Here is a 24,563-nt window from a genome sequence, read left to right on the forward strand (position 1 = left end):
GCCGACCCGGAGCGAGGTCAGCCGCGCCCGCCGGGTCAGGCGGCGTCGCGGGGGAAGGCCCGGCGGTACGCCGACGGCGAGGTCCGCATCGCCCGGCCGAAGTGGTGCCGGTAGGTGACCGGGCTGTCGAACCCGACCGACCGGGCCACCTCAGCCACCGGTAGTCCCGTCGACTCCAGCAACACCAGGCTGGCGCGCACCCGCTGCTCGATCAGCCAGCGGATCGGGCTGGTCCCGGCGGCCCGGGCGAACTGCCGCAGGTAGGTGCGGGAGGACATGTGCGCCTGCCGGGCCAGCCGCTGCACGGTCAGCGGCTCCGCGAGGTGGGCCAGTGCCCAGTCCATGCTGCGGGCGATCCGTTCGTCGCCCGGGTCGGCCGGCACCGGTGTCTCGATGAACTGCGCCTGGCCGCCGTCGCGGTGCGGCGGGATCACCAGTCGCCGGGCCACCGCGTTGGCGATCGCCGCGCCGAAGTCCCGGCGGACGACGTGCACGCAGAGGTCCAGGCCGGCGGCGCTGCCCGCGCTGGTCAGCACGTCGCCGTCGTCCAGATAGAGCACGTCCGGGTCGACGTCGACGCGCGGGTACCGCCGGGCCAGCAGGTCGGCGTACCGCCAGTGGGTGGTGGCCCGCCGGCCGTCGAGCAGGCCGGCGCCGGCGAGTGCGAACGCCCCGGAGCAGATCGACATGATCCGCGCGCCGGCCCGGTGCGCCCGGCGCAGCGCGGCGACCAGCTCCGCTGACGGGTCGGCGGTCACGTCGGGCACGCCGGGGACGATCACCGTCCCGGCCTGGGCCAGCACGTCGAGGCCGTACGGGGTGTGCAGGGCGGCGCCGCCGACCACCGGTACCGGGCCGGGGCGCTCCGCGCAGACGGTCAGCGCGTACCAGTCGACGTCGAGCTCGGGGCGGGGCAGGCCGAACACCTCGGTGACGATGCCGGTCTCGAAGACCGACATCCCCGGGTACGCGAGCACGGCCACCGATCGGGGCATGGCGGGATGTTAGCGCAGGACGTCGTCTGCGCCACTCCCGGCGACGCGGCGACCGGCCGACGATCTACAGGCATGTCGTACACCTTCTCCGTGCCGGCGGCCGACCCGGCCGTCGCCGCCGCCCACTTCCTCGACCGGCTGACCTTCGAAACCGACGTCAGCGACGTGCACGCCGACCTGACCGCCCGGATGCCCGGCCTGGTGGTGGTCGACTCCCGCGGGCCGGACGCCTGGCGGCAGGGACACCTGCCCGGCGCGGTGCACCTGCCGACGGCCGAGATCGCCACCCGTGCCGCCGAGCTGGTGCCGCCCGGCACGGCGGTGGTCACCTACTGCTGGGGGCCGGGGTGCAACGGCGCCACCCGGGCGGCGCTGGAGTTCGCCCGGCTCGGCTACCGGGTCAAGGAAATGCTGGGCGGCTACGAGTACTGGGTCCGGGAGGGGCTGCCGGTGCGTACCCCGGCCGGGGAGACGCGCCGGCCGGTCGACGACCTGACGGCGCCGCGCGCCACCGCCCGCTGCGACTGCTGACCGGTCCCCGGCCCGGGCCGTCAGCCGGTCGGGTCGTCGTCGGTGAGGCGTTCGCCGCGGCGGCGCAGCATGCCGAGGCCGGGGATGCCGGCGACGGCGAGCTTGAGGTCCCGGGTGACGTCGAGCAGGTCGTGCAGGTCCGGGCCGACCCGGTCCAGGGTGGCCAGGATCGGCAGGATGTCGGCGGTCAGGTGCTGCTTGAGCTTGGGCAGCTCGTCCACCAGCCGGATCGCCGCAGTCACCTCCTCGTGGCTGAGCTGCTCGATGAACCGGGTCGCCATGGGCGCGGCGCGGCGCAGCGCCGGCTCGTACTCCGCCATCAGGCCGGCCGCCGTGGCGGTGGCCTTCTCGGCGGCGACGATCGTGCCGGCGGCCCGGCCGGCGACGGCGTCCGCCTCGGCGACCACCGTGCCGGCGGCCCGGGCCACCTGCTCGGCCTCGCCGACCACGACGGCCGCCGCGGCGGAGACCTGCTCGGCCTCGCCGACCACCACGGCGGCGGCCGCGGCCACCTCGGTGGCGGTCTCGATCGCGGTGGTCGCCGCCGCGCTGATCACCGCGACCTCGCGGACCGCCGTCTCGGCGTCGGTGAGCACCCGGTCGGTGCGGTCCAGGGTGCCCTCGATCCGGTCCACCACCCCGTTGATCCGGGCCAGCAGCGCCTCCACGCCGTCGAGCACCGCGAACGCGCGGGCCGGCACGGCGGCGAACGAGGCGGCCGAGCCGAACGCCTGGTCGAGGGCGGAGCGGGTGAGTCCGACGACGGCGGTCGGCCGGGGCAGCGGGATAGCCATGTGACCAGTGTGCGTCGGCCCGGCCACCCGCGCCCGACGGCGAGGGGCGGCGCCGGTCACGTCCCCGGCCGGGCGTCGCACTCAGGCGACGGCCTGGCGAGCGGGCGGTAGGGTGCCCGGCATGTCGGTCCGCCCCCTCGGCGCCCCGCCGGCCGTGCGCCGGATCGCGCTCCTCACGGTCGTCGCCGCGCTCGCCCTGGCCCTCGGCGGGTACGGGATGGCCCGCGCCGACTCCGGGCTGACCACCCGGCAGACCACCGTCGACGGGGTGCCGCTGACCGAGGTACGGGCCACCGGTCTGTCCGGCCGCCGGCCCGGGGTGGTGATCGCCCACGGGTTCGCCGGCTCGGCCCGGCTGATGCGCCCGATCGCCGACACGGTCGCCCGGGAGGGCGCGGTGGCGCTGCTGCTCGACTTCGCCGGGCACGGCGCCAACCCGGCCCGGCTGCCCGGCGCCGGGCGGGACGTCGCCGACTCGCACGCCACCCTGGAGCACGACCTGGCCGTCGCAGTCGGGCACCTGCGCGCCCGGCCCGACGTCGACCCGGCGCGGATCGTCCTGGTCGGACACTCGATGGGCGCGCGTGCGGTCACCCGCTACGCCGCCGGGCACCCGGACGTCGCCCGGACCGTCGCGATCTCGCTGCCGGGCGACCACGACCTGCCCGACGGGCGCCCGGAGGGGCTGCTGCTGATCGTCGGCGGCGCGGAGTTTCCCGCCTTCCGGGAGGCCGCCGAGGCGGCGTCGCGCCAAGGGGCCGGGCGGCGGCTGGTGGTCGTACCCGGGTTCGAGCACATCTCGGTGCTCTTCGCCGGTCGTACCCATGACGAGGTCGCGGCCTGGGTGGGTGGCGGCGGCGACCCGCCGCGACCCCTGGCCCGGCTCGTGCCGGCCGGGTTGCTGCTGCTCGGGTCCGGGCTCGGCTTCGTCCCGCTGGCAACCCTGCTGCTCGGCCGCCGGCCCCGGCCGTCCCGGCCGGCCGCCCCGGTCCCGGCGGTGCTGGCGGTGGCGGCGTCTGCGGCGGCCCTGGGCGCGCTGGTCGGCGCGATCGCGCCGACCGCCCGGCTCCCCCTCGCGGTCGGCGGGCACGTCACCGGGTTCCTGCTGGTCACCGGCGTGCTGCTGGGCGCCGCCGCACGCTGGTGGCCACTGCCGGGCGCCACGCCGCCCCCGGCGCCCGCGCCGGTCGCCCAGCGCGCGACCGCCCGGTCCGCCATCGCCGCCGTGCTGCTCACCGGGTACGCGCTGGCCGCCGTCGCCGTGCCGATCCACCTCGGGCTGACCTCGGCGCTGCCGGTGGGCGCCCGGTGGTGGCTGCTGCCCGTGGTGGCCGCCGGCTGTCTGGTCTTCCTCACCGGCGCGGAGCTGGCGTCGGCCCGGCGCAGCGGGCGGTACGCGGCCGTCGGCGGGATCGCCGTGCTGGCCCTGACCGCCTCGGCCGTGGTGGGGCTGGCCCCCGGGTTCGTGCTGCTGGTGGTGCCCCTCTTCGCGGTGCTGGTCGGCTGGCAGGCGGCCTGGGCGGCGGTGCTGCGCCGGGCCGGTGCGCCGCGGTGGCTGCCGGCCCTGGTGGGTACGGCGCTGCTGGCCTGGCCGGTGGCCACCACCCTGCCGCTGAGTTGAGTCGCCTCCGGCCTGTCGCGGTGGGCGGTGGGGCCGGCACGGGACCCTTCGTCCCGTGCCGGCACCGGCTCAGCGCACGCCCTCGAAGGTGACCTGCGGGTCGGTCTGGGCCGGGGCACCCCAGACCGCGTTGTCGTAGCTGGTGTCACCGCTGAGGTAGAGCAGGAACCACTCGGTGAGCAGCCGCTTGTTGATCGGCAGCTGGGCCGCCCGGGTGATCCCGCCGCTGTCGCAGAAGATCGACGAGCTGTCCATGAAGCCGCAGTGGAAGCCGCCCTTGATGATCCGGAGCTGCTTGGGCGCCGGCTTCGCCGTGTAGATCGGCCGCTGATGGTCGGCGACCCCGGCGATGGTGTCCCGCTCACCGGCGATCAGCCGTACCGGGATGGTCAGCGTCGCGGCCGCGGCCTTCGCCGACGGGTTGGTCTCCGCCGCCGCCAGGTTCGCCACCGCGCCGACCTTCGGGTTGCGGGCCGCGGCGAGGAGGCTGGCGCCGCCGCCCATGGAGTGCCCGGAGAGCCCGAGCTTGTCGGTGCGGACGTGCCCGGCGAAGCGCGACCCGGCCGTGGTGTCCTGGGCGACCGCCCAGGTCAGCGCCGCGTTCAGGTCGTCGGCGAAGGCGCTGTGGCTGGGCGAGAGACCGCCCTGCGAGGTGGGGGCGAGCACGATGAAGCCCCACGAAGCGAGGTGCCCCAGGGTCGAGTAGTACTTCGACACGCTCTGGAAGAAGCCGTGACCGAAGGCGACGGCCGGGAACCGGCCCGCCGCCACCGGTTGGCCGCTGCCCGCGGCGGTGGCCGGGTAGTAGATCCGGGCCGAGAACGACCGGCCGGCGGCGCTGACGGTGGTGTCGACGTAGCCGGCGGCGTACCCGCCGGGGTTGGCCGGGTCGGCGACGGACGCCGTGGTCGGGGCGGCCACGGCGGCGGTCGTGCCGGCTACGGGCAGTACCAGTGTGATGGCGGTCGCGATCGCGACGGCCATTCTTCTCAACATGACAGCCTCCCCAGCTCGATGGACGGAACTGTCCACTGAGGAGACCACTCGGCGGCGTCGCTGCCCACCACCCGGTTCGTCAATAACAGCGGGTTATGGTCGGCTACGGGCCACCCGCAGCGCCCACCAGATCAGCGGCGCCTGCATCGGCAGCCGGCCGTAGGCGACCGCCCGCCGGGCCGGACCCTGGTCCCGCCAGTCCGCGGCCATCTGCACGTTGGCCGGCAGCACCGCGGCGAAGAGCGCGGCAGCGGCCAGCCCGCCGCGCCGACGGGTCGCCGGGTGCGCGACCGCCGCCGCCACCGCCAGCTCCGCGACCCCGCTGGCGTACGTCCAGAGGCGGGCCGGCCCGGGCAGCGCGCGCGGCACGATCGCGTCGTAGAAGCGGGGCCTGAGGAAGTGCGTGACGCCGGCGGTGGCCAGCAGACCGGCCAGGGCGGCGGCCTCGCCGCGATGGGTGGTCATCGGTGCTCTCCCTGGTGCTCGACGGCGCGCTGGACGGCCCGGTAGATCTGGCCGAACCGTAGCGCGTCCGGGGTGCGCACCAACATCACCTCCTGCCCGTGGTGCTGCACCCACAGCTCGTGCACCCGGTTGCCGCGCTCGTAGGAGCGGTCCAGCCAGCTCAGCGGCAGCTCCAGGAACGGGGTCAGGGCCAGCGCGCCGACCGCGCAACCGGCCAGGATGACCAGGGCCAGCTTCCAGTTCCCCCGGTCCTGCGCCGACCAGGCCAGCGAGACCACGCAGACCAGCGCCACCAGCGGCGGCAGGGACAGCAGCAGCACGAGTACGCCCCGGCCCAGCACCCGGCCCCGGACGGCCAGCGTCGTCGCCCCCCGCGCGTGCCAGACGTACGTCACGTCGGCGATCCGGATCGCGTGCCCACCGGCCCGGATCGACTCCGAGGTCACCTGGACACTGTCGTCCCGGTAATAGAGGGTCATCACTAGACCCTAACCATCCGTGGACAGCACCCGTCCTCGTCGTTCCGGCGGCCGGTCGGCCCTCCGATCCGCGCGCCGCGCCGCCCAGGTCCGGGGTGGGTGCTGGACGCTGTGAATCTGATGTCGTCAACGACTAAGCGTCCTGCGAATGGTCGACGTCGACGAGTGGAACGCCATGGCTGTCACATGGCGTCGGTGACAGCCGTGTGGTTCCACCGGTGGCCCGGGCGGGTCGCACCGGGGGAATGGGGGCGGGGCTCGGGGACGGTCCACGGTCTGGAGTGGAGGGCGTCGCTGCGGCTGAGTCGTCTACGACATCAGGTCCACAGCGTCCGGCTACCACCTGCCACCGCCGCAGATTCCGCCATCAGGCCGGGGCGGCGTAGCGTGCGGGCGCATGGCCGACCGCGAGCGCAACGTCGAGATCGTCCGCCGCTACCTGGGGACCTTCGTCAGCAAGGACCTGGCCGAGCTGCGCGCGGTGGTCGCCGAGGACGTGGAGATCTACGGATCGGGCCGGGCGGTCCGGGGCCGGCACTTCGTCGAGCAGGCGGTGGCCGCGCCGGGGCTGACCGTGCTCGACCAGGAGATCCGGGAGCTCTTCGCGGCCGGGGACCGGGTGGTGGTGTCGCTGGCGCAGACGTACCGGCGGGACGCCACCGGCGCCACGGCGGTGCAGAGCGCCTGCAAGATGTACCGGCTGGCCGGCGGCCGGATCGTCCAGTTCTGGGGCGAGCAGGACCTCTACGGCCTGCTGCGCGGCCTGGAGATGCTGCCCGACGGTCCGATCGAGTTCTGACGGGCGGGGGCGGGCCGGTTGATCTCCATCGCCCGCTGCACCGCCCGGTAGACCTGCCCGAAGCGCAGCGCGTCACCCATGCTCAGCAGCAGCACCGGCCGGCCCCGCCAGCGGGCCCACATCTCCAGCTGCCGGCTGCCCCGGGCGTACGACCGGTCGAGGTGCTCGAAGAGGAAGTCGGCGAGCGGGCCGACGGCGAGCCCGACCAGCACCGAGACGCCCACGATGGCGATCGTGACGGTCGGCGAGCGGTGCAGCCAGACGGCCAGCGCCACGCCCAGCACCGCGGCGACCAGCGGACCGGCCAGGGCCGCGCCGAGGGCGCCGCGCCCGGCGAGCACCCGCCACGAGCGGCTGCCCCGGTGGTGCCAGACCATGTCGATCTCGGTGAGCGGGAAGGTCCGCCCGTCCACCCGGATCGCGGTGGAGGTGACCTGCACCGATCTGTCGTCGTAGTACGTGATCATGGCGTACTCCCGGTGGCGGGGCTGACACCAGCCTACGTACCCCAACGATCGCGCCGTTAAGGTTGGCACGCTACTTCGACGAGGAAGTGAGGGCAGCGTGAGCGAGTTCGTGCGGCTGGAGACCAGGGACGGCATCGGCACCATCCGGCTGGAGCGGCCGCCGATGAACGCGCTCAACACCCAGGTGCAGGAGGAGTTGCGCGCCGCCGCCACGGCGGCCACCGCCGACGCGAGCGTCCGCGCCGTCATCGTGTACGGCGGGGAGAAGGTCTTCGCGGCCGGCGCGGACATCAAGGAGATGGCCGACATGTCCTACGTGGACATGGCGGAGCGGGCCGCGGACCTGTCCAGCGCGCTCGGCGCGATCGCCCGGATCCCCAAGCCGGTGGTCGCCGCGATCACCGGGTACGCCCTCGGCGGTGGCTGCGAGCTGGCCCTGGCCTGCGACTGGCGGGTGGTGGCCGAGGACGCCAAGCTCGGCCAGCCGGAGATCAAGCTGGGCATCATCCCCGGCGCCGGCGGCACCCAGCGGCTGGCCCGCCTGGTCGGCCCGGCCCGCGCCAAGGACCTGATCATGTCGGGCCGGATGGTGGACGCCCAGGAGGCGCTGCGGATCGGCCTGGCCGACCGGGTCGTCCCGGCCGGGCAGGTCTACGAGGCGGCCGTCGAGCTGGTGACGCCGTACCTGACCGGCCCGGTGCAGGCGCTGCGCGCGGCGAAGCTCGCCGTCGACGGCGGCCTGGACATGGACCTCAACTCCGGCCTGGCGTGGGAGAGCCAGCTCTTCGCGGCGCTTTTCGCCACCGACGACCGGCGCGAGGGCATGGCCGCCTTCGTGGCGAAGCGCAAGCCGGACTTCACCGGCCGCTGAGGCCGCGCGCGAAACCGGCGGCCCGTCCGGGTCGCCGGTCACGCGAAGACTGTTCACATCCTCCGTACCGGCCAGTAGCGTGTGACACCGCATCTGTGACGAGGGGAGCGGCGATGTCGGAACGGGTCGAGGGTCACGGCGGGGAGCTGGCGCTGGCGGCGCTGCGCGCCAACGGCGTACGGGAGATGTTCACCCTCTCCGGCGGGCACGTCTTCCCGCTCTACGACGCGGCGCACAAGCACGGGTTCCCGATCTACGACGTCCGGCACGAGCAGTCGGCCGTCTTCGCCGCCGAGGCGGTGGCCAAGCTGAACCGCCGCCCCGGCCTGGCGGTGCTCACCGCCGGCCCCGGCGTCACCAACGGCGTCTCCGGGTTGACCAGCGCGTTCTTCAACGCCTCCCCGGTGCTGGTGCTGGGCGGGCGGGCACCGCAGTTCCGCTGGGGCTCGGGCAGCCTGCAGGAGATGGACCACCTGCCGCTGGTCGCCCCGGTCACCAAGCACGCCGAGACGGTGTTCAGCGTCGACGACATCCCGCGCGCCGTCACCGCCGCCCTGACCAGCGCGCTCACCCCGCACCGGGGCCCGGCCTTCCTGGACTTCCCGCTGGAGGCGGTCTTCAGCGTCGGCGACGCCGAGCTGCCCGCGCCGGTCGCCGTCGCGCCGGTCGAGCCGGACCCGGACGAGGTGGCCCGCGCCGGCCGGCTGATCGCGGGCGCGCAGCGCCCCGTCTTCATCGCCGGCTCCGACGTGTACGCCGGGGACGCCGTGGCCGCCCTCCGCGAGGCCGCCGAGGCGCTCGGGGTGCCGGTCTTCACCAACGGCATGGGGCGCGGGGCGCTGCCGCCGGAGCACCCGCTCGCCTTCGCCAAGGCCCGCCGGGTCGCCCTGAAGGGCGCCGACGTGGTCGTCGTCATCGGCACCCCGCTGGACTTCCGGCTCAGCTTCGGTGACTTCGGCGACGCGGCCGTGGTGCACATCGTCGACGCCCCGAGCCAGCGGGCCACCCACGTCCAGCCCGCCGCCGGCCCCGCCGGCGACCTGCGGCTGATCCTCTCCGCGCTGGCCGGGCAGACCGGTGACCGGGTCGACCACGCCGACTGGGTCGCGCAGCTGCGTACCGCCGAGGACGCCGCGAAGGCCCGCGACGCCGAGGAGATGGCCGCCGACACCGACCCGATCCGGCCGGCCCGGGTCTACGGCGAGTTGCGCCGGGTGCTCGCCCCCGACGCGATCACCATCGGCGACGGTGGCGACTTCGTCTCGTACGCCGGCCGCTACCTGGAGCCGGCGCAGCCCGGCACCTGGCTCGACCCCGGCCCGTACGGGTGCCTCGGCACCGGCATGGGCTACGCGATGGGGGCCCGGGTCAGCCACCCGGACCGGCAGATCTGCGTGCTGATGGGCGACGGCGCCGCCGGCTTCTCGCTGATGGACGTGGAGTCCCTGGTCCGCCAGCAGCTGCCGGTGGTGATCGTGGTCGGCAACAACGGCATCTGGGGTCTGGAGAAGCACCCGATGCGGGCCATGTACGGCTACGACGTCGCCGCCGACCTGCAGCCGGAGCTGCGCTACGACAAGGTGGTCGAGGCGCTCGGCGGGGCCGGTGAGACGGTGGCCAAGGCCGCCGACCTCGGCCCGGCCCTGTCCCGCGCCTTCGACGCCGGGGTGCCGTACCTGGTCAACGTGCTGACCGACCCCGCTGACGCGTACCCCCGCTCGTCGAACCTGGCCTGACCAGGACGCCGCGACCGCCGCCGCCGGGGTGACCGGCGTCGGCGGTCGCGTTTCTGTCGGCAGCTAAATCAGCGGAATGTGGGCGGCCGTCGCCGTAACGTCAGACCCCTCGCGCATCGTTGGGCGACCAGCGATAACGATCGGAGTTCTGATGACACACGCGATCCGCGCCGAGGGGCTGGTGCGCCGCTTCGGCGCCACCACCGCCCTCGCCGGGGTCGACCTGGAGGTTCCCACGGGGACGGTCTTCGGGTTGCTCGGCCCCAACGGCGCCGGAAAGACCACCGCGGTACGGGTGCTCGCCACCCTGCTCGCCGCCGACGAGGGGCACGCCACCGTCGGCGGGTACGACGTGCGCCGCGACGCCCACCAGGTACGCCAGCTGATCGGCCTCACCGGTCAGTACGCCTCGGTCGACGAGACCCTCACCGGCACCGAGAACCTGCTGCTCATCGGCCGGCTGCTCGGGCTCGGCCGGGCCGAGGCGCGGGCCCGTGCCGCCCAGCTGCTCGCCGACTTCCAGCTCACCGACGCCGCCGGCCGGCCCGCCAAGACCTTCTCCGGTGGCATGCGCCGCCGGCTGGACCTGGCGGCGAGCCTGGTCGGGCGGCCGCAGGTGCTCTTCCTCGACGAGCCGACCACCGGGCTCGACCCGCGCAGCCGCAACGAGCTGTGGGACATCGTCCGCACCCTGGTGTCCGACGGGGTGACCGTGCTGCTCACCACGCAGTACCTGGAGGAGGCCGACCAGCTCGCCGGCCAGATCGCGGTGGTCGACCACGGCCGGGTCATCGCCCAGGGCACCCCGGAGGAGCTGAAGGCGAAGACCGGTGGGCAGGTGCTCACCGTGCGGCCGGTCGACCCGGCCGACCTGCCCACCGTGCGGGCCATCGCCGGCGAAGTGGCCCGGGCGACCCCGGAGGTCGCGCAGAACACCGTCACCGTGCCGGTGAACGACCCGGGCGTGCTGCCCACGGTGGTCCGGCGCCTCGACGCCGCCGAGGTGCCGGTGGCCGAGCTGGCCCTGCGCGGGTCCAGCCTCGACGAGGTCTTCCTCTCCCTCACCGGCCACCGGGCGGAGCAGGACGCCGCCACCGACGTACTCGAAGGGACCCCGGCATGACCGCGATCACCGCGCCCGCGACCCCGCTCGTCCCGGCTCGCCGGTTGGGCGTCGGCGCCGGTCTGCGGCACACCCTCACGCTGGCCTGGCGCAGCCTGGTGCAGATCAAGCACAACCCGATGGAGCTGCTCGACCTGAGCATCCAGCCGGTGATGTTCGTGCTGCTCTTCACCTACGTCTTCGGCACCGCCATCGCCGGTTCCTCCGGCGAGTACCTGACCTTCATGCTGCCCGGCATCATGGTGCAGAACGCCCTCTTCGCCACCATGACCACCGGGTTCGGGTTGAACAACGACCTGACCAAGGGGGTCTTCGACCGGCTCCGGGCGCTGCCGATCGCTCGCTGGGCGCCGCTGGCCGGCCGGATCCTCGCCGACACGGTCAAGCAGGCCTGGTCGATCGCGCTGCTGCTCGGTGTCGGGATGATCCTCGGCTTCCGGGTCGGCAACGGACTGCTCGGCGTGCTGGCCGCGTTCGCCCTGCTGCTCGCGTTCACCCTGGCCGCGTCGTGGATCTCGGTGCTGGTCGGGGTGCTGGTCAGCGAGCCGGAGAAGGTGCAGATCTTCGGCTTCATGGTGATCTTCCCGCTCACCTTCACCAGCAACATCTTCGTGCCGACCGACCGGATGCCCGGCTGGTTGCAGAACTGGGTCGAGATCAACCCCGTCACCATCGTCGCCGACGCGCTCCGGGGGCTGCTGGTCAGCGGCCCGGTCGCCGGCCCGACCCTGCAGACCCTGCTCTGGGGCGCCGGCATCGCGGTGCTCTTCGCACCGCTGTCCCTGCGCGCGCTCAAGCGCCGGGTGTGACCCGGATCGTCGGCGTGCCGCCGGGGGGCCGGGTGCGTACGCAGCGCCTCGCGCGCTCCCGGCCTGGCGGGACGACTCCGCGGCCCTAGACCTCGGGGCGGTCCTCCTCGCGCGGCGGGTCGCCCTCCCGGTGGCGCAGGTCGTCCTCGCGGCGGCGCAGGTCGTCCTCCCAGCGGCGGAAGAGCTCCTCGTCGTCCCGGCGGGAGCGCTCGGCGATGGACTCGAGGAACTCCGGGTCGTCGTCGGGGGCGACCGGTCGGCGTCGGTCCCGTCCCGTGGGGGCGGGGCCCGCCGGGCCGGGCCGGACCGGGGTGGCCTTGCGGCCGGCGAGGAACCACGCGATCGAGCCGACCAGCGGGAAGAACAGGATGATCAGCACCCACGCGAGGCGGGGCAGCGCGCGGATGTTCCCCTCGTCGGCGGAGAGGCAACTGATCAGCGCACAGACGGCGAGGACGATCTGGATCGCGAAGAGCAGGAGGGACAACCGGGCCATGCCCCCATGATGGCGCACCGCGGCCCGTCACCACATCCCGCGCAGCACCAGCGGCACGGCCAGCAGCGCCAGCCCGACGGAGGCCAGGGCGACCGAGGGCAGGGCGCGCGAGCCGACCGGGATCGGCCCGGTGCCCGCGGCCCGGCCCCAGCAGGCCACCAGCGCCCCGGCCCAGACCAGCACCACGGCGGCGGCGAGCAGCGCGCCGGCCGCGTCCCCGCCGAGGGCGAGCCGGACCGCCAGCAGGGCCACCACGGTGAGCGCGAGGGCGGTGCGCCGCCAGGCCAGCCGCGTGCGCTCCGGTTGCAGACCGGGGTCGCCGGTCACCGGACGCCGACCGCCCGGGCCAGCACCGCGGCCACCAGCAGCAGTGCGCCCAGCCCGACGACGAGGGCGAGCACGGCGGGGAACCGGGAGACCGGCAGCTCCTCGCCGAGCCGGATGGCCCGCTCGGTACGCGCCCAGCGGTCCACCGCCCGCACGGCCACGGCGCCGCCGAGCAGCAGCAGCCCGACCGCGATCGCCTCGCGCAGGTGCCGCACGGGCAGCGGCGGCAGGAACTGGGCGGCGGCCAGCCCGCCCGCGATCAGCGCCAGCCCGGTCCGCAGCCAGGCCAGGAAGGTGCGTTCGGTGGCCAGGGAGAAGCGGTAGTCGGGGGCGGTACCGACCGACCTGAGCTCCGACGGGTCGAACCACCGCCTGATCGCCTGCCACACGGGGCCGATTATCCGCTTTGTCCCGGGCATAGCCTGGACGGATGACCGATCTTGAGCCGGGCGCGCTGCGCGCCGCGTACGACAGCCAGATCCGCCCGGAGATCCCGGACCCGGTGCCGGCCGGGGTGACCGTCGAGCGGGACGGCCCGCTGGTCCGCATCCTCGGCCTCGACCACGGCGGGTTCCTCACCTACCGGACGCTGGACGGGCTGACCGGCGCGGAGCTGGACGCGCTGATCGCCCGGCAGGTCGAGCTGTTCCGGCAGCGGGGCGAGTCGGTGGAGTGGAAGCTGAACGCCCACGACGAGCCCGCCGACCTGCCCGACCGGCTGCGGGCCGCCGGCTTCGTGCCGGAGGACCGGGAGACCGTCCTGATCGGGCCGGTCGCGCCGCTCGCCGCCGCCGTGCCGGTCCTGCCCGAGGGGGTACGCCTGCGCGAGGTCAGCTCCGTCGAGGACCTGGCCCGGATCGCCGCCATGGAGCAGGAGGTCTGGCAGGCCGACCGCAGCCACCTGGTGACCGGGCTGGCGAAGGAGATCGCCGCCGACCCGCAGTCGATCACCGTGGTGGTGGCCGAGGCGGACGGCACGGTGGTCAGCGCCGGCTGGGTCCGCTACCTGGCCAACACCGGGTTCGCCAGCCTGTGGGGCGGCTCGACGCTGCAACAGTGGCGGCACCGGGGCATCTACCGGGCGCTGGTGGCGTACCGGGCGCGCCTGGCCGACCAGCGGGGCAAGGCGTTGCTGCAGGTGGACGCCTCGGAGGACAGCCGGCCCATCCTGGAGCGGCTCGGTTTCGTACCGGTCACCACCACCACCCCGTACGTCTACACTCCGTGATAATGGAGCAGCGGCTGACGGACGACGAGCGGCTCACCCTCAAGACCGGCGCCTTCGGGGCGGTCTTCCTGGTGTCGAACGCCGACCCGGGCATGTTCGCGATGATCCGGGAGAGCATCGCCGCGTCCGGGGCGCTCAACGGCGCCAGCGGGGTGGTGAAGGAGGCCCTCACCACCGGCCCGCTGCCCCGGCTGCCGCGGGACAACGCGCTGGAGGTCGAGTCGGTGGTGCTGCCCGCGCTCGGCCGGGCGGTCGACATCCTGCGCGAGAAGGCGCCGGAGGACCTGGCCGTCTACCGGGACGTGGTGCTGGCGGCCGCCGACCGGGTGGCCCGGGTGCACCGGGGGATGGCCCCGGCCGAGGCGGCCGTGATCGAACGGATCAGGGGAGCCCTCGCCGAGCCGGCGTGACCTACCCGCTCACCGGGGGCGGCCCGCCGCCCGGGTCGCCGCCGGGCACGGCCCAGACGGTGTGCACGGTGTCGCGGACGCAGACGTCGCGGACCCGGCCGCAGGCGCACCGGTACGCCTCGGACGACGGCGCGCGCCCGCAGCGCTCCGATGCGCCGACGGGTGCCGCCTCGACTGGGCGCCCCGCATCCTGTCCCGACATGTCGCGACACCTCCTGGTTCGTGAGTTTAGTCGGGCCCGGCGCTCCGGTGAGCTGTGTCACTCTGAGTGCCCCGGGAAGCGGAAGCTACTGGCAGGTAACATTGCGCCGTGGGCAACTGCACAAGCGCCCGCGGTTGACCGGGCGTCAACGGACGCGCAAGGCTGCGCCCGTGACCGGGCGAGCGATCGCCACACCAACAGGAGGGTCGTCGAAACGCGATGAACATCGTCGTACTCGTCAAGCAGGTGCCCGATTCGGGCGCGGACCGCAACCTGCGTCCTGACGACAACACCGTCGACCGCGGTTCGGCGAACAACGTCATCAACGAGATGGACGAGTACGCCATCGAGGAGGCGTTGAAGATCAAGGAGGCGCACGGCGGCGAGGTCACCATCCTGACCATGGGTCCGGACCGGGCGACCGAGTCGATCCGCAAGGCGCTCTCCATGGGCCCGGACAAGGCCGTGCACGTGGTGGACGACGCCCTGCACGGGTCCTGCGCCGTGGCCACCTCGAAGGTGCTCGCCGCCGCCCTCGGTCAGCTCAACGCCGACCTGGTCATCTGCGGCGCCGAGTCCACCGACGGCCGGGTCCAGGTGATGCCCCACATGATCGCCGAGCGGCTGGGCGTCGCGGCGCTGACCGGCGCCCGCAAGCTCACCGTGGACGGCGCCACCCTGACCGTCGAGCGGCAGACCGAGGAGGGCTACGAGGTGGTCACCGCCTCGACCCCGGCCGTGGTCTCCGTCTGGGACACCATCAACGAGCCGCGCTACCCGTCCTTCAAGGGCATCATGGCCGCCAAGAAGAAGCCGGTGCAGACGCTCTCCCTGGGTGACCTCGGCGTCGCCCCGACCGAGGTGGGCTTCGACGGCGCGACCAGCGCCGTGCTGGAGCACACCAAGCGCCCGCCGCGTTCCGGCGGCGCGAAGATCACCGACGAGGGCGAGGGCGGCGTCAAGCTGGTCGAGTTCCTCGCCACCGAGAAGTTCGTGTGAGAGGTCTGGACATGTCTGAGGTTCTCGTCGTCGTCGAAGCCACCCGGGAATTCGGCGTCAAGAAGGTCACCCTGGAGATGCTCACCCTCGCCCGCGAGCTGGGCACCCCGAGCGCGGTGGTGCTCGGCGGCGCCGGCGCTGCCGAGGCGCTGAGCGCCAAGCTGGGCGAGTACGGCGCGGAGAAGATCTACGCCGCCGAGAGCGAGGAGATCGACGGCTACCTGGTGGCCCCGAAGGCCACCGTGCTGGCCGAGCTGGTCACGCGGGTGCAGCCGGCCGCCGTGCTGCTCGCCTCCGCGCAGGAGGGCAAGGAGATCGCCGCCCGCCTCGCCGTCAAGCTGGACAACGGCATCCTGACCGACGTGGTCGGCCTCGACGCCGACGGCACCGCGACCCAGGTCGCCTTCGCCGGCTCCACCATCGTCAAGTCCAAGGTCACCAAGGGCCTGCCGCTGGTCACCGTCCGGCCGAACTCGGTCAACCCGACCCCGGCGCCGGCCACCCCGGCCGTCGAGCAGCTCACGGTGGCGGTCACCGACACCGACAAGCTGGCCAAGGTCGTGGACCGGGTCGCCGAGCAGAAGGGCTCCCGCCCCGAGCTGACCGAGGCCGGGATCGTGGTCTCCGGCGGTCGCGGTGTCGGCAACGCCGACAACTTCAAGCTGGTCGAGGAGCTGGCCGACCTGCTCGGCGGCGCCGTCGGCGCGTCCCGCGCGGCGGTCGACTCCGGCTACTACCCCCACCAGTTCCAGGTGGGCCAGACCGGCAAGACGGTCTCCCCGCAGCTCTACGTCGCGCTGGGCATCTCCGGCGCGATCCAGCACCGGGCCGGCATGCAGACCTCGAAGACGATCGTCGCCGTGAACAAGGACGGCGAGGCCCCGATCTTCGAGCTGGCCGACTTCGGCGTGGTGGGCGACCTGTTCAAGGTCGTCCCGCAGGCCGCCGAGGAGATCCGCAAGCGGAAGTGACGCCCGCGTCGGGCGCCGTCACGCCGGGCCCGACGTGACGCAGATACAGCGAAAGAGTGGCCATTCCGCGAAGGATGGCCACTCTTTCGCTGTATCTGCTCCCGTTCGCCGTCGCGGCGGGAAGGGAGCTGATCGGCGGGCCGGGGAGCTGAGCCGGCCCGCCGATCAGCCCGTCAAGGTGCCCCTCAGCAGGCTGTCGCCGGAGTGGGCGGGCTTGTTGTCGTACTGCTCGGCGGAGACGTCGACAACCGAGTATGCCTGAAGATCGACATTAGGTGGTAGTGGGAGCAGCGCGTCTCCTGACGAGTCGCGCAGCACACCGATCGAGAACATCCTCATGTTGGTCGGGTTGATCAGCCAGACCTCGTAATACCCCGGAACGTCCGGGAGATTCGCCACGTGCAGGTGCAGTCGGCCGTCGGTGAAGATCCGGGCGTCGCCGTTGGCGTCCTTCGGCGTCGTCCCGTACGCGGCCAGCGAGCCGCTGGCCAGGACGGCCGGTTGCGGCGCCGGGTCCTGGTCGGTGCCGTCGAGCACGGCGAGCGTGCCGACCACGCCGAGGACGGCGGCGGCGGTGGCCGTCACCAGGGTCGTCGCCCAGCGCGGCCAGCTCCGGCGCCGGCCGGCGCGGTCGCGGCCCGCCCGCACCGGGGCGTCGACCGCCTCGGACGGCGTCCGTCGGCGCGCCTCGGTCAGCGAGGGCAGCGCCTGCGCAGCCCCGATCTCCGCGACGATGCCCTGCCAGACGTGCTCGGGCGGGTCGGGCAGGTCGCGCAGGCCCTGGGTGTCGGCGCCGAGGCCGGCGACGTGCTGGAGGGCCTCCATCTCGCCCCGGCAGGTGGCGCAGGTGCCGAGGTGGTCGGTCTCGCCGTTGTCCGCCTCGCTCTCACCGAGCGCCAGAAAGACCAGCCGGTCGTGGGCCAGGTGCTGCACCGTCCACCTCCCATCTGCGTTTCAAGCTCGCCATGCCGCGTCGGATGTGACTCTTGACGGTGCCCAGCGGCACTCCGGTCACCGTCGATATCTGCTGGTGTGTCAGGTCGTCGTAGAAGGCCAACTCCAGCATGCGCCGCTGGTCGTCCGGGAGCCGGGCCAGCTCGTCGGCGACCACCAGCCGGTCGACCACCGAATCCGGGTCGGGGCCGGTGGCGGCCGGTTCGGGCAGTTGCCGCACCGTCTCCACCACCCGGGTCTCCCGGGCGGACGCCCGCAGCCGGTCGATCACCTTGCGCCGCCCGATGCCGAGCAGCCAGCCGATCAGCGAGCCCTTGGCCGGGTCGAAGGTCTCCCGTCCGAGCCAGGCCGCCACGAAGGTGGCCTGGGTGACGTCCTCCGCGTCGCTGCGGTTGGCCAGCGTGCTGGTGGCCAGGTGGAGCACCGCCCGGCCGTACCGGTCGTACGCCTCCCGCAGCGCGGTCTCGTCGCCCGCGCGGAACCGGTCCGCCAGGTCGTCCTGGGGTGGGGGGTCCGGCTCCTGTCCTACCGCCGTCACCGGGCGGCTCGCCTTCCGTGGGGCATGCCCGACTGTAGCTCCCACAGCCATCGCCCCACTCTCCCGCCTCCGCTGTCCCGAGTCCTCTCATCTGCTCTTCGTCGCCGGGGGTGCTCCCGGATGCGGTCCGGGCCAGGAAAAAGAAATCCGCGCCGACTGCATCCGGCGGTGAGAACCGCGGCGTAACCCGTTCTGCAAGCCAGGCCTGACGAATCAGCACCAATCACCAGGAGGCAGACAATGCAGCTCTCGATCTTCCGTCGGGTCGCCGCGGGTGGCGCGGTCGCCGCGCTGACGTTCGCCGGCGTCGGCGCCGTCACCATCAGCCCCGCCTACGCCGCCTCGTCCAAGGTCTCCGTCGTGCACGGGATCCCGGACACCCCGGTCGACGTGTACGTCAACGGCGAGAAGACGCTGGACAACTTCAAGCCGGGCGACGTCGCCGGCCCGCTGAGCCTGCCCGAGGGCGCGTACGACATCGCCCTGACCAAGCCGGGTGAGGCGATCGACAAGGCGATCCTCACCGTCGACGACGCCGAGGTCCCGGGCGGGGCGAACCTCAGCCTCGCCGCGCACCTCGACGAGGCCGGCAAGCCGAAGATCACCCCGTTCGCCAACGACACCTCCAAGGTGGACGCGGGCAAGGCCCGGCTGATCGTCCGGCACACCGCGGCCGCCCCGGCCGTCGACGTGCGGGCCGGCGGCACGCCGGTCTTCGAGGGCCTGACCAACCCGAACGAGGCCAAGGGTGACGTCGACGCCGGCACCGTCAAGGCGGACGTGGTGCTCGCCGGCACCGAGACCGTGGCGATCGGCCCGGCGGACCTGAACCTCAAGGAGGGCACCGCCACGATCGTCTACGCGATCGGCTCGGCCGAGGCCAAGAACCTCGACCTGGTCGCCCAGACCATCACCGGGCTGCACTCCGCGCCGGGCGGCGTGCCCAGCGGCTCCGGCGGCCAGGCCGGTACCGGCGTGGACACCTGGTGGTACGTGCTGGCCGGCGCCGGCGCGCTGCTGCTGGTCGGCGGCGGGGCGCGGGTGGCCACCACCCGGACCGGTCGCAAGTGACGGTGCGCAACCGCGGGGCGCTGGCGGCCATGGCCGCCGGCGTCGCCGCGCTCACCGTCGCGACCCTGGTCGCGTGCGGGTCACAGCCGGCCGAGGACGTCGGCTCCGACGACGCCGCGGCCCTGGCCAGTGCCACCCCGGCCCCGTCGGCCACCGCCGGCGGCTCGTCGGTCCCGGTCACCTCGGGCGAGCTGCCCGCCGGCGGGGAGAGCGTCCCGCCGGTGAAGCTGAGCATTTCGGCGATCGGCGTCACGGCCACCGTCAACCCGGTCGGCATCAACCGGCGCACCAACGAGTTCGAGGTGCCGCCGAGCGTCGACCAGATCGGCTGGTACCGCTACGGTCCCGGCCTGGAGGCCGAGGCCGGCTCGGTGGTGATCGCCGGGCACGTGGACAGCGCCGAGCAGGGCAAGGGGGCGTTCTTCCGGCTGCGCGAGCTGGACCGCGACGACACCCTCACCGTCACCGGCGCCGACGGCGAGCAGCGGGCGTACCGGGTGGTCGCCCGCGAGGAGTACGCCAAGACGAAGATCCCGCTGGAGCGGTACTTCGCCCGGGACGGCAAGCCGCGGCTGACGCTGATCACCTGCGGGGGCCCGTTCGACCCGAAGACCCGGCACTACCGGGACAACATCGTCGTCACCGCCGTACCGGCCTGAGCGGTGACCGTCGGGGCGGGGAGGGCGCCCTCCCCGCCCCGACGCCGGGCCCGCAGGGCCGGTGGTCCGGCGTCCGGCGGGTCGGCTCTGGGCCGTTAGGCTGAACCGTGATGGCATACCTGGATCACGCGGCGACGACCCCGATGCTCGACGAGGCGTTGGAGGCGTACGTCGCCACCGCCCGTGAGGTCGGCAACGCGTCGTCGCTGCACGCGGCGGGCCGGCGTGCCCGGCGGCGGGTCGAGGAGTCGCGGGAGCGGGTCGCCGCCGCGCTGGGCGCCCGCCCCTCCGAGGTCGTCTTCACCGGTGGCGGCACGGAGAGCGACAACCTGGCGGTCAAGGGGATCTTCTGGGCCCGCCGCGCCGCCGACCCGGGCCGGGTCCGCGTGGTCTCCAGCGCGGTGGAGCACCACGCGGTGCTCGACGCGGTGGACTGGCTGGCCGAGCACGAGCGCGCCGAGGTGGACTGGCTGCCGGTGGACGCGGCCGGCCGGCTGGACCCGGAGCGGCTCCGCGCCGAGCTGGCCGCGCACGCCGACCGGGTGGCCCTGGTCACCGCGATGTGGGCCAACAACGAGGTGGGCACCGTCCAGCCGGCGGCCGAGCTGGCCGCGGTCGCGGCCGCGCACGGGGTGCCGTTCCACACCGACGCGATCCAGGCGGTCGGTCAGGTGCCGGTGGACTTCGCCGCCAGCGGCGTCTCGGCGCTCACCGTCACCGGGCACAAGCTCGGCGGGCCGACCGGCGTCGGCGCCCTGCTGCTGGCCCGCGACGTGCCGGCCACCCCGCTGCTGCACGGCGGCGGCCAGGAGCGCGACGTGCGCTCCGGGACGCTCGACACCGCCGGCATCGTGGCCTTCGCGGTCGCCGTCGAGGCCGCGGTGAAGGGCCAGCAGGAGTACGCCGTACGAGTGGCTGCGCTCCGCGACGACCTGGTACGGCGGGTGCGGGAGGCGGTGCCCGAGGTGATCTTCAACGGTGACCGGGCCGACCGGTTGCCGGGCAACGCGCACTTCTCCTTCCCCGGCTGCGAGGGGGACGCGCTGCTGCTCCTGCTCGACGCCCAGGGCATCGCCTGCTCCACCGGCTCGGCCTGCTCGGCCGGGGTGGCCCAGCCCTCGCACGTGCTGATCGCGATGGGCGCCGACGACGACCGGGCCCGTTCCTCGCTGCGCTTCACCCTCGGCCACACCAGCACCCCCGCCGACGTCGACGCCCTGATCGCCGCCCTCCCGGCAGCCGTCGACCGGGCCCGCCGCGCGGCCGCCCTGCGTACCCCCCGCTGACCCGCCGCCGGCCGGCGCGGTCGCGCCCGGTTGGTCCCGCCGGCGGTGCCCTGGTGCGCGGGCGGCGGTGACCGGCGGCGCAGCCGGGTGCCGGGGGTGGGAACGGCGGTGCGGAGGCGGATAGGGTCGTGGGGTGCGGGAGGTGACACGGTGAGGGTTCTGGCGGCGATGTCGGGCGGGGTGGACTCCGCTGTCGCGGCGGCGCGCGCCGTGGAGGCGGGGCACGACGTGACCGGGGTGCACCTGGCGCTGGCCCGCAACCCGCAGACCTACCGCACCGGGGCGCGCGGCTGCTGCACCCTGGAGGACTCCCGGGACGCCCGGCGGGCCGCCGACGTGATCGGCATCCCGTTCTACGTGTGGGACATGGCCGAGCGCTTCCACGCCGACGTGGTGGACGACTTCGTCGCCGAGTACGCGGCCGGCCGCACCCCGAACCCCTGCCTGCGCTGCAACGAGAAGATCAAGTTCGCGGCGGTGCTGGACCGGGCGGTGGCGCTGGGCTTCGACGCGGTGGTCACCGGCCACCACGCCCGGCTCGGCGCGGACGGCTTGCTGCGCCGCAGCGTCGACCTGGCCAAGGACCAGTCGTACGTGCTCGCCGTGCTGACCCGCGAGCAGCTCGACCGCTCCCTCTTCCCGCTCGGCGACTCCACCAAGGCGCAGGTCCGCGAGGAGGCGGCCCGGCGCGGGCTGGCGGTGGCCGACAAGCCCGACTCGCACGACATCTGCTTCATCGCCGACGGCGACACCCGCGGCTTCCTCGCCGGCCGGCTCGGCGAGGCCCCCGGCGACGTGGTCGACGCGCTCACCGGCACGGTGGTCGGCAGCCACAGCGGCGCGTACGCGTACACCGTCGGGCAGCGGCGCGGCCTGCACCTGGACCGGCCCGCCCCGGACGGCCGCCCCCGCTACGTGCTCTCCATCACGCCGAAGACCAACACCGTGACCGTCGGCCCGGCCGAGGCGCTGGACGTCTCCCGGGTGCACGCCACCCGTCCGGTCTGGACCGGCGGCGAGCCGCCGGCCGTGCCGGTCGAGTGCGAGGTGCAGCTGCGCGCCCACGGCGACGTGGTCCCCGCCACCGTCGAGCTGGCCGGCGACACGCTCCGCGCCGAGCTGCGCCGCCCGGTGCGCGGGGTGGCCGCCGGGCAGGCGCTCGTCGCGTACCGGCCGGACCCGGCCGGGGACGTGGTGCTCGGCTCGGCCACCATCACCGACTGACCGCTGCCGTCCGCCGCCGGCCGGCGCCGCCGAAGGGCTACCCTTCGGCCGTGACTGATCAGCCTTGGCCCTGGCCCGCGGGGGCGGCAACCGGTATCGGTTCGCTGCCCGGCACCGACATCGCCGAAGCGCAGCGGGTCGTCCTCGGCGAGCTGCCCGCCCTGCCTCACCTGCCCGAACTGCCCGAGCGCGGCCCCGGCGCCGACCTGATCGGCCGTACGGGCGGTCTGCTGGTGGAGCTGCCGGTGGAGCTCTACGCGGCCCGCTGGCGGGTCGCGCTGCGCCCCGGCCGGGACCTGCGCCGGGCCCGGGACCTCATGGAACGCGACCTGGACCAGCTCGCCGAGCAGGCCGAGGGGTACGCCGGGCCGGTGAAGGTCCAGGCCGCCGGGCCGTTCACCCTGGCCGCGTCGCTGGAGCTGCCGATCGGCGGTCGGATGCTGCGCGACCCCGGCGCGGTGCGGGACCTGGCCGGCTCCCTCGCAGAGGGACTGCGGCGGCACGTCGAGGCGGTGGCCACCCGGCTGCCCCAGGCGTCGGTACTGCTGCAACTGGACGAGCCGTCCCTGCCGGCGGTGCTCGCCGGCCGGGTGCCCACCGAGAGCGGGTTCGGCGCCCACCGGCCGGTGGAGTCCGAGGTGGCCCGCGCGCTGCTGCGCGGCGTCGTCGACACCGCCGGGGTGCCCACCGTGGTGCACTGCTGCGCGCCGGACGTGCCGCTGGAGCTGATCCGCTCAGCCGGGGCGGTCGGGGTCGCGCTGGACCTCGCCCTGGTCACCGACCTGGACCCGCTCGGCGAGGCGATCGACGCCGGGCTCGGGCTCTTCGCCGGGGCCGCGCCCACGCTGCCGCCGTCCGCCGGTCGCGCGCCGACCTCGGCCGAGGTCGCCGACCGGGTACGCACGCTCTGGGACCGCCTCGGCTTCCCGCGCCGGCGCCTCGCCGAGCAGGTGGTCGTCACCCCGGCCTGCGGTCTCGCGGGCGCCACCGGGGGGTACGCCCGGGCGGTGCTGGCCGCCTGCCGCGACGCCGGCCGCCGGCTGCACGAGGACTGAGGGTTTTCCGTCGTACCCGCTGGGCAGGATGAGCGTCATGATTGGACAGCTGCGTTCAGTGGTGATCGACTGCCCCGACCCGCGGGCCCTGGCCGGCTTCTACGCGGAGCTGCTCGGCCTGTCGCTGGTGGAGGACGATTCCGACGGCGACGACTGGGTGGTGCTCGGCGGCCCGCCCGGGCACCAGCCGCGGATCGCCTTCCAGCAGGCGCTCGACCTGCGGCCCCCGGCCTGGCCGGACCCGGAGCGGCCCCAGCAGTTCCACCTCGACGTGACCGTCGACGACATCGAGGCCGCGGAGAAGGCGGCGCTCGCCCTCGGCGCGCGCCGGCTGCCCGGCGAGGGCGAGGGCTTCCGGGTCTACGCCGACCCGTCCGGTCACCCGTTCTGCCTCTGCTGGGACTGACCCGGGGGCCTGGCGCGGGTGGCGGCCGGGCGGCATGATCGCGGGCGTGATCGACTCCTCGCCCCGCCGCGCCTCCGGTTTGCTCTTCGGCCTCGCCTTCGGCGACGCCCTCGGCAAGCCGACGGAGTTCCTGACCGTCGCCGAGATCACCCGTCGCTACGGCCCGGGCGGCCCTCGTGAGCTGGCCGGCGAGCCGGCGCTGGTCACCGACGACACGCAGATGGCCCTGGCCGTGGCGTGGGCGCTGCACGACGCGTCCGCGTACACCCCGGAGGTGGTCGAGCCGCTGCTGCGCCAGCGCTTCGGCGAGTGGGCGGTCAGTCCGGACAACAACCGCGCCCCAGGGATGACCTGCCTGCGGGCCTGCGCCGAGCTGGGCCGCGGGCTGCGTTGGCAGGAGGCGACCGTGGCCGGCTCGAAGGGGTGCGGCGCGAACATGCGGGTCACCCCGGTCGGGCTGCTCGACGTCGACCTGGACACCCTCGCCGGGCTGGCCCAGCTCCAGGCCGGGCTGACCCACGGTCACCCGACCGCCCTGGCGGCCAGCGAGCTGACCGCGTACGCGGTGCGGCTGCTGCGCGACGGCGCGGCCCTGGCCGACCTGCCCGACCTGCTGATCGCGCGGGCGCAGGAGCAGCGGCGGGCCTACCGCGCCGACTGGCTCGGCGACCTGTGGCAGCGGCCCGGCGCGACGTCCCCGGAGGAGTTCGTCGCCCGGGGCTGGGACGAGTGCCGGCAGGTGCTGGACCGGCTGGTCGCCGCGCTGGGCCGACCCGATGACGGCGGCGACCCGTGCCGGGACACCGGCGAGGGGTGGATCGCCGAGGAGGCGCTGGCCACCGCCCTGCTCTGCGCGCTGCGCCACCCCGACGACCCGGTCGACGCGATCGCCCGGGGCGCGACCACCGCCGGCGACTCCGACTCGATCGCCGCCCTGGCCGGCGCCTTCGTCGGCGCCGCCCACGGCATGCCGGCCTGGCCGCAGGACTGGTCCCCCCGCATCGAGTACACCGACCAGCTCACCACCCTCGCCACCCCCTGGGACTAACCC

The 24,563-nt window shown here is 74.5% G+C and carries 30 protein-coding genes; 18 read left to right on the forward strand and 12 right to left on the reverse strand.

Annotated features, from left to right (window positions below; genetic code table 11):
• Nucleotides 1-35: 35 nt before the first annotated feature.
• Nucleotides 36-995, reverse strand: coding sequence for a transcriptional regulator FtrA (gene ftrA / locus ACSNN7_RS10730; RefSeq protein ID WP_436680532.1), 960 nt, complete (start codon nucleotides 993-995; stop codon nucleotides 36-38).
• Nucleotides 996-1,067: 72 nt separating this feature from the next.
• Between ftrA and ACSNN7_RS10735 the strand changes: the two genes are divergently transcribed.
• Nucleotides 1,068-1,526 (forward strand): rhodanese-like domain-containing protein, encoded by a 459-nt coding sequence (locus ACSNN7_RS10735; protein ID WP_436680561.1) that lies wholly within the window; start codon nucleotides 1,068-1,070, stop codon nucleotides 1,524-1,526.
• A 20-nt stretch (nucleotides 1,527-1,546) separates the two neighbouring features.
• On the opposite strand, the gene ACSNN7_RS10740 is transcribed toward ACSNN7_RS10735, so the two are convergent.
• Entirely contained in the window at nucleotides 1,547-2,320 is a 774-nt protein-coding gene (locus tag ACSNN7_RS10740) for a hypothetical protein (RefSeq protein ID WP_436680533.1), read from the reverse strand.
• 121 nt (nucleotides 2,321-2,441) lie between these two features.
• Between ACSNN7_RS10740 and ACSNN7_RS10745 the strand changes: the two genes are divergently transcribed.
• Entirely contained in the window at nucleotides 2,442-3,941 is a 1,500-nt protein-coding gene (locus tag ACSNN7_RS10745; RefSeq protein WP_436680534.1) for a dienelactone hydrolase family protein, read from the forward strand.
• 69 nt (nucleotides 3,942-4,010) lie between these two features.
• Here the strand turns inward: ACSNN7_RS10745 and ACSNN7_RS10750 are convergent, their stop codons facing one another.
• From ACSNN7_RS10750 to ACSNN7_RS10760, 3 genes are all read right to left on the reverse strand, one after another.
• Nucleotides 4,011-4,937: an alpha/beta hydrolase family protein gene (locus ACSNN7_RS10750; protein WP_436680535.1), complete on the reverse strand. Its 927-nt coding sequence runs from the start codon at nucleotides 4,935-4,937 to the stop codon at nucleotides 4,011-4,013.
• A 93-nt stretch (nucleotides 4,938-5,030) separates the two neighbouring features.
• Entirely contained in the window at nucleotides 5,031-5,402 is a 372-nt protein-coding gene (locus ACSNN7_RS10755; RefSeq protein WP_436680536.1) for a hypothetical protein, read from the reverse strand.
• Nucleotides 5,399-5,881: a DUF6232 family protein gene (locus ACSNN7_RS10760; RefSeq protein ID WP_436680537.1), complete on the reverse strand. Its 483-nt coding sequence runs from the start codon at nucleotides 5,879-5,881 to the stop codon at nucleotides 5,399-5,401. Before ACSNN7_RS10760 ends, ACSNN7_RS10755 begins: the two co-directional genes overlap by 4 nt.
• 397 nt (nucleotides 5,882-6,278) lie before the next feature.
• On the opposite strand from ACSNN7_RS10760, the gene ACSNN7_RS10765 reads away from it, so the two are divergent.
• On the forward strand, nucleotides 6,279-6,680 hold the full coding sequence (locus ACSNN7_RS10765; protein WP_436680538.1) for a nuclear transport factor 2 family protein: 402 nt from the start codon (nucleotides 6,279-6,281) through the stop codon (nucleotides 6,678-6,680).
• On the opposite strand, the gene ACSNN7_RS10770 is transcribed toward ACSNN7_RS10765, so the two are convergent.
• Entirely contained in the window at nucleotides 6,626-7,147 is a 522-nt protein-coding gene (locus ACSNN7_RS10770) for a DUF6232 family protein (RefSeq protein ID WP_436680539.1), read from the reverse strand. The genes ACSNN7_RS10765 and ACSNN7_RS10770 overlap by 55 nt on opposite strands.
• A 97-nt stretch (nucleotides 7,148-7,244) precedes the next feature.
• Between ACSNN7_RS10770 and ACSNN7_RS10775 the strand changes: the two genes are divergently transcribed.
• The 4 genes from ACSNN7_RS10775 (at nucleotide 7,245) to ACSNN7_RS10790 (ending at nucleotide 11,686) form a co-directional block, all read left to right on the forward strand.
• The gene (locus ACSNN7_RS10775) at nucleotides 7,245-8,018 is read left to right on the forward strand and encodes an enoyl-CoA hydratase-related protein (RefSeq protein WP_436680540.1); all 774 of its coding nucleotides are present in this window, start codon (nucleotides 7,245-7,247) and stop codon (nucleotides 8,016-8,018) included.
• Between the two features lie 113 nt (nucleotides 8,019-8,131).
• The gene (locus ACSNN7_RS10780) at nucleotides 8,132-9,754 is read left to right on the forward strand and encodes an acetolactate synthase (RefSeq protein WP_436680541.1); all 1,623 of its coding nucleotides are present in this window, start codon (nucleotides 8,132-8,134) and stop codon (nucleotides 9,752-9,754) included.
• A gap of 151 nt (nucleotides 9,755-9,905) precedes the next feature.
• Nucleotides 9,906-10,877, forward strand: a complete 972-nt coding sequence (locus ACSNN7_RS10785) for an ATP-binding cassette domain-containing protein (RefSeq protein ID WP_436680542.1) — start codon at nucleotides 9,906-9,908, stop codon at nucleotides 10,875-10,877.
• The gene (locus tag ACSNN7_RS10790) at nucleotides 10,874-11,686 is read left to right on the forward strand and encodes an ABC transporter permease (RefSeq protein ID WP_436680543.1); all 813 of its coding nucleotides are present in this window, start codon (nucleotides 10,874-10,876) and stop codon (nucleotides 11,684-11,686) included. Before ACSNN7_RS10785 ends, ACSNN7_RS10790 begins: the two co-directional genes overlap by 4 nt.
• An 85-nt stretch (nucleotides 11,687-11,771) precedes the next feature.
• Here the strand turns inward: ACSNN7_RS10790 and ACSNN7_RS10795 are convergent, their stop codons facing one another.
• From ACSNN7_RS10795 to ACSNN7_RS10805, 3 genes are read right to left on the reverse strand one after another with little or no spacing between them, the layout of a single operon-like run.
• Nucleotides 11,772-12,182, reverse strand: coding sequence for a PLDc N-terminal domain-containing protein (locus tag ACSNN7_RS10795; protein ID WP_436680544.1), 411 nt, complete (start codon nucleotides 12,180-12,182; stop codon nucleotides 11,772-11,774).
• Nucleotides 12,183-12,209: 27 nt separating this feature from the next.
• Nucleotides 12,210-12,509, reverse strand: coding sequence for a DUF202 domain-containing protein (locus ACSNN7_RS10800; protein ID WP_436680545.1), 300 nt, complete (start codon nucleotides 12,507-12,509; stop codon nucleotides 12,210-12,212).
• Nucleotides 12,506-12,928 (reverse strand): YidH family protein, encoded by a 423-nt coding sequence (locus ACSNN7_RS10805; RefSeq protein WP_436680547.1) that lies wholly within the window; start codon nucleotides 12,926-12,928, stop codon nucleotides 12,506-12,508. Before ACSNN7_RS10805 ends, ACSNN7_RS10800 begins: the two co-directional genes overlap by 4 nt.
• A gap of 11 nt (nucleotides 12,929-12,939) precedes the next feature.
• Between ACSNN7_RS10805 and ACSNN7_RS10810 the strand changes: the two genes are divergently transcribed.
• Both ACSNN7_RS10810 and ACSNN7_RS10815 read left to right on the forward strand, forming a co-directional pair.
• Nucleotides 12,940-13,737 (forward strand): GNAT family N-acetyltransferase, encoded by a 798-nt coding sequence (locus ACSNN7_RS10810; protein WP_436680548.1) that lies wholly within the window; start codon nucleotides 12,940-12,942, stop codon nucleotides 13,735-13,737.
• 2 nt (nucleotides 13,738-13,739) lie between these two features.
• Nucleotides 13,740-14,147 (forward strand): hypothetical protein, encoded by a 408-nt coding sequence (locus ACSNN7_RS10815; RefSeq protein WP_436680549.1) that lies wholly within the window; start codon nucleotides 13,740-13,742, stop codon nucleotides 14,145-14,147.
• Nucleotide 14,148: 1 nt separating this feature from the next.
• Here the strand turns inward: ACSNN7_RS10815 and ACSNN7_RS10820 are convergent, their stop codons facing one another.
• Nucleotides 14,149-14,349 (reverse strand): hypothetical protein, encoded by a 201-nt coding sequence (locus ACSNN7_RS10820; RefSeq protein WP_436680550.1) that lies wholly within the window; start codon nucleotides 14,347-14,349, stop codon nucleotides 14,149-14,151.
• A 219-nt stretch (nucleotides 14,350-14,568) separates the two neighbouring features.
• On the opposite strand from ACSNN7_RS10820, the gene ACSNN7_RS10825 reads away from it, so the two are divergent.
• Both ACSNN7_RS10825 and ACSNN7_RS10830 read left to right on the forward strand, forming a co-directional pair.
• Nucleotides 14,569-15,348: an electron transfer flavoprotein subunit beta/FixA family protein gene (locus tag ACSNN7_RS10825; RefSeq protein ID WP_154943305.1), complete on the forward strand. Its 780-nt coding sequence runs from the start codon at nucleotides 14,569-14,571 to the stop codon at nucleotides 15,346-15,348.
• A gap of 11 nt (nucleotides 15,349-15,359) precedes the next feature.
• Complete coding sequence (locus ACSNN7_RS10830) at nucleotides 15,360-16,319, forward strand: electron transfer flavoprotein subunit alpha/FixB family protein (protein ID WP_334451023.1); 960 nt, start codon at nucleotides 15,360-15,362, stop codon at nucleotides 16,317-16,319.
• Between the two features lie 165 nt (nucleotides 16,320-16,484).
• Here ACSNN7_RS10830 and ACSNN7_RS10835 read toward each other — a convergent pair whose 3' ends face one another.
• Together ACSNN7_RS10835 and ACSNN7_RS10840 are read right to left on the reverse strand one after the other, a co-directional pair.
• Nucleotides 16,485-17,252 (reverse strand): anti-sigma factor, encoded by a 768-nt coding sequence (locus ACSNN7_RS10835; protein ID WP_436680551.1) that lies wholly within the window; start codon nucleotides 17,250-17,252, stop codon nucleotides 16,485-16,487.
• Complete coding sequence (locus ACSNN7_RS10840; protein WP_436680552.1) at nucleotides 17,206-17,811, reverse strand: RNA polymerase sigma factor; 606 nt, start codon at nucleotides 17,809-17,811, stop codon at nucleotides 17,206-17,208. The genes ACSNN7_RS10835 and ACSNN7_RS10840 overlap by 47 nt, the downstream gene beginning before the upstream one ends.
• Nucleotides 17,812-18,051: 240 nt before the next feature.
• Here ACSNN7_RS10840 and ACSNN7_RS10845 point away from each other — a divergent pair, with 240 nt between their 5' ends.
• From ACSNN7_RS10845 to ACSNN7_RS10875, 7 genes are all read left to right on the forward strand, one after another.
• Nucleotides 18,052-18,882 (forward strand): DUF4397 domain-containing protein, encoded by an 831-nt coding sequence (locus tag ACSNN7_RS10845; RefSeq protein ID WP_436680553.1) that lies wholly within the window; start codon nucleotides 18,052-18,054, stop codon nucleotides 18,880-18,882.
• Nucleotides 18,879-19,541, forward strand: coding sequence for a class F sortase (locus ACSNN7_RS10850; protein WP_436680554.1), 663 nt, complete (start codon nucleotides 18,879-18,881; stop codon nucleotides 19,539-19,541). Before ACSNN7_RS10845 ends, ACSNN7_RS10850 begins: the two co-directional genes overlap by 4 nt.
• 110 nt (nucleotides 19,542-19,651) lie before the next feature.
• Nucleotides 19,652-20,827: a cysteine desulfurase family protein gene (locus tag ACSNN7_RS10855; protein WP_436680555.1), complete on the forward strand. Its 1,176-nt coding sequence runs from the start codon at nucleotides 19,652-19,654 to the stop codon at nucleotides 20,825-20,827.
• Between the two features lie 150 nt (nucleotides 20,828-20,977).
• Nucleotides 20,978-22,051, forward strand: a complete 1,074-nt coding sequence (mnmA, locus tag ACSNN7_RS10860) for a tRNA 2-thiouridine(34) synthase MnmA (protein WP_436680556.1) — start codon at nucleotides 20,978-20,980, stop codon at nucleotides 22,049-22,051.
• Between the two features lie 50 nt (nucleotides 22,052-22,101).
• The gene (locus ACSNN7_RS10865; RefSeq protein WP_436680557.1) at nucleotides 22,102-23,106 is read left to right on the forward strand and encodes a methionine synthase; all 1,005 of its coding nucleotides are present in this window, start codon (nucleotides 22,102-22,104) and stop codon (nucleotides 23,104-23,106) included.
• Between the two features lie 37 nt (nucleotides 23,107-23,143).
• Nucleotides 23,144-23,512 carry a VOC family protein gene (locus ACSNN7_RS10870; RefSeq protein ID WP_436680558.1) on the forward strand — a complete coding sequence of 123 codons (369 nt, stop codon included), beginning with the start codon at nucleotides 23,144-23,146 and terminating at the stop codon, nucleotides 23,510-23,512.
• A 34-nt stretch (nucleotides 23,513-23,546) separates the two neighbouring features.
• Entirely contained in the window at nucleotides 23,547-24,560 is a 1,014-nt protein-coding gene (locus tag ACSNN7_RS10875) for an ADP-ribosylglycohydrolase family protein (RefSeq protein WP_436680559.1), read from the forward strand.
• The last annotated feature ends 3 nt before the right edge of the window (nucleotides 24,561-24,563 follow it).

Source organism: Micromonospora sp. URMC 105 (genome assembly GCF_051386295.1).
Classification (GTDB): Bacteria; Actinomycetota; Actinomycetes; order Mycobacteriales; family Micromonosporaceae; genus Micromonospora.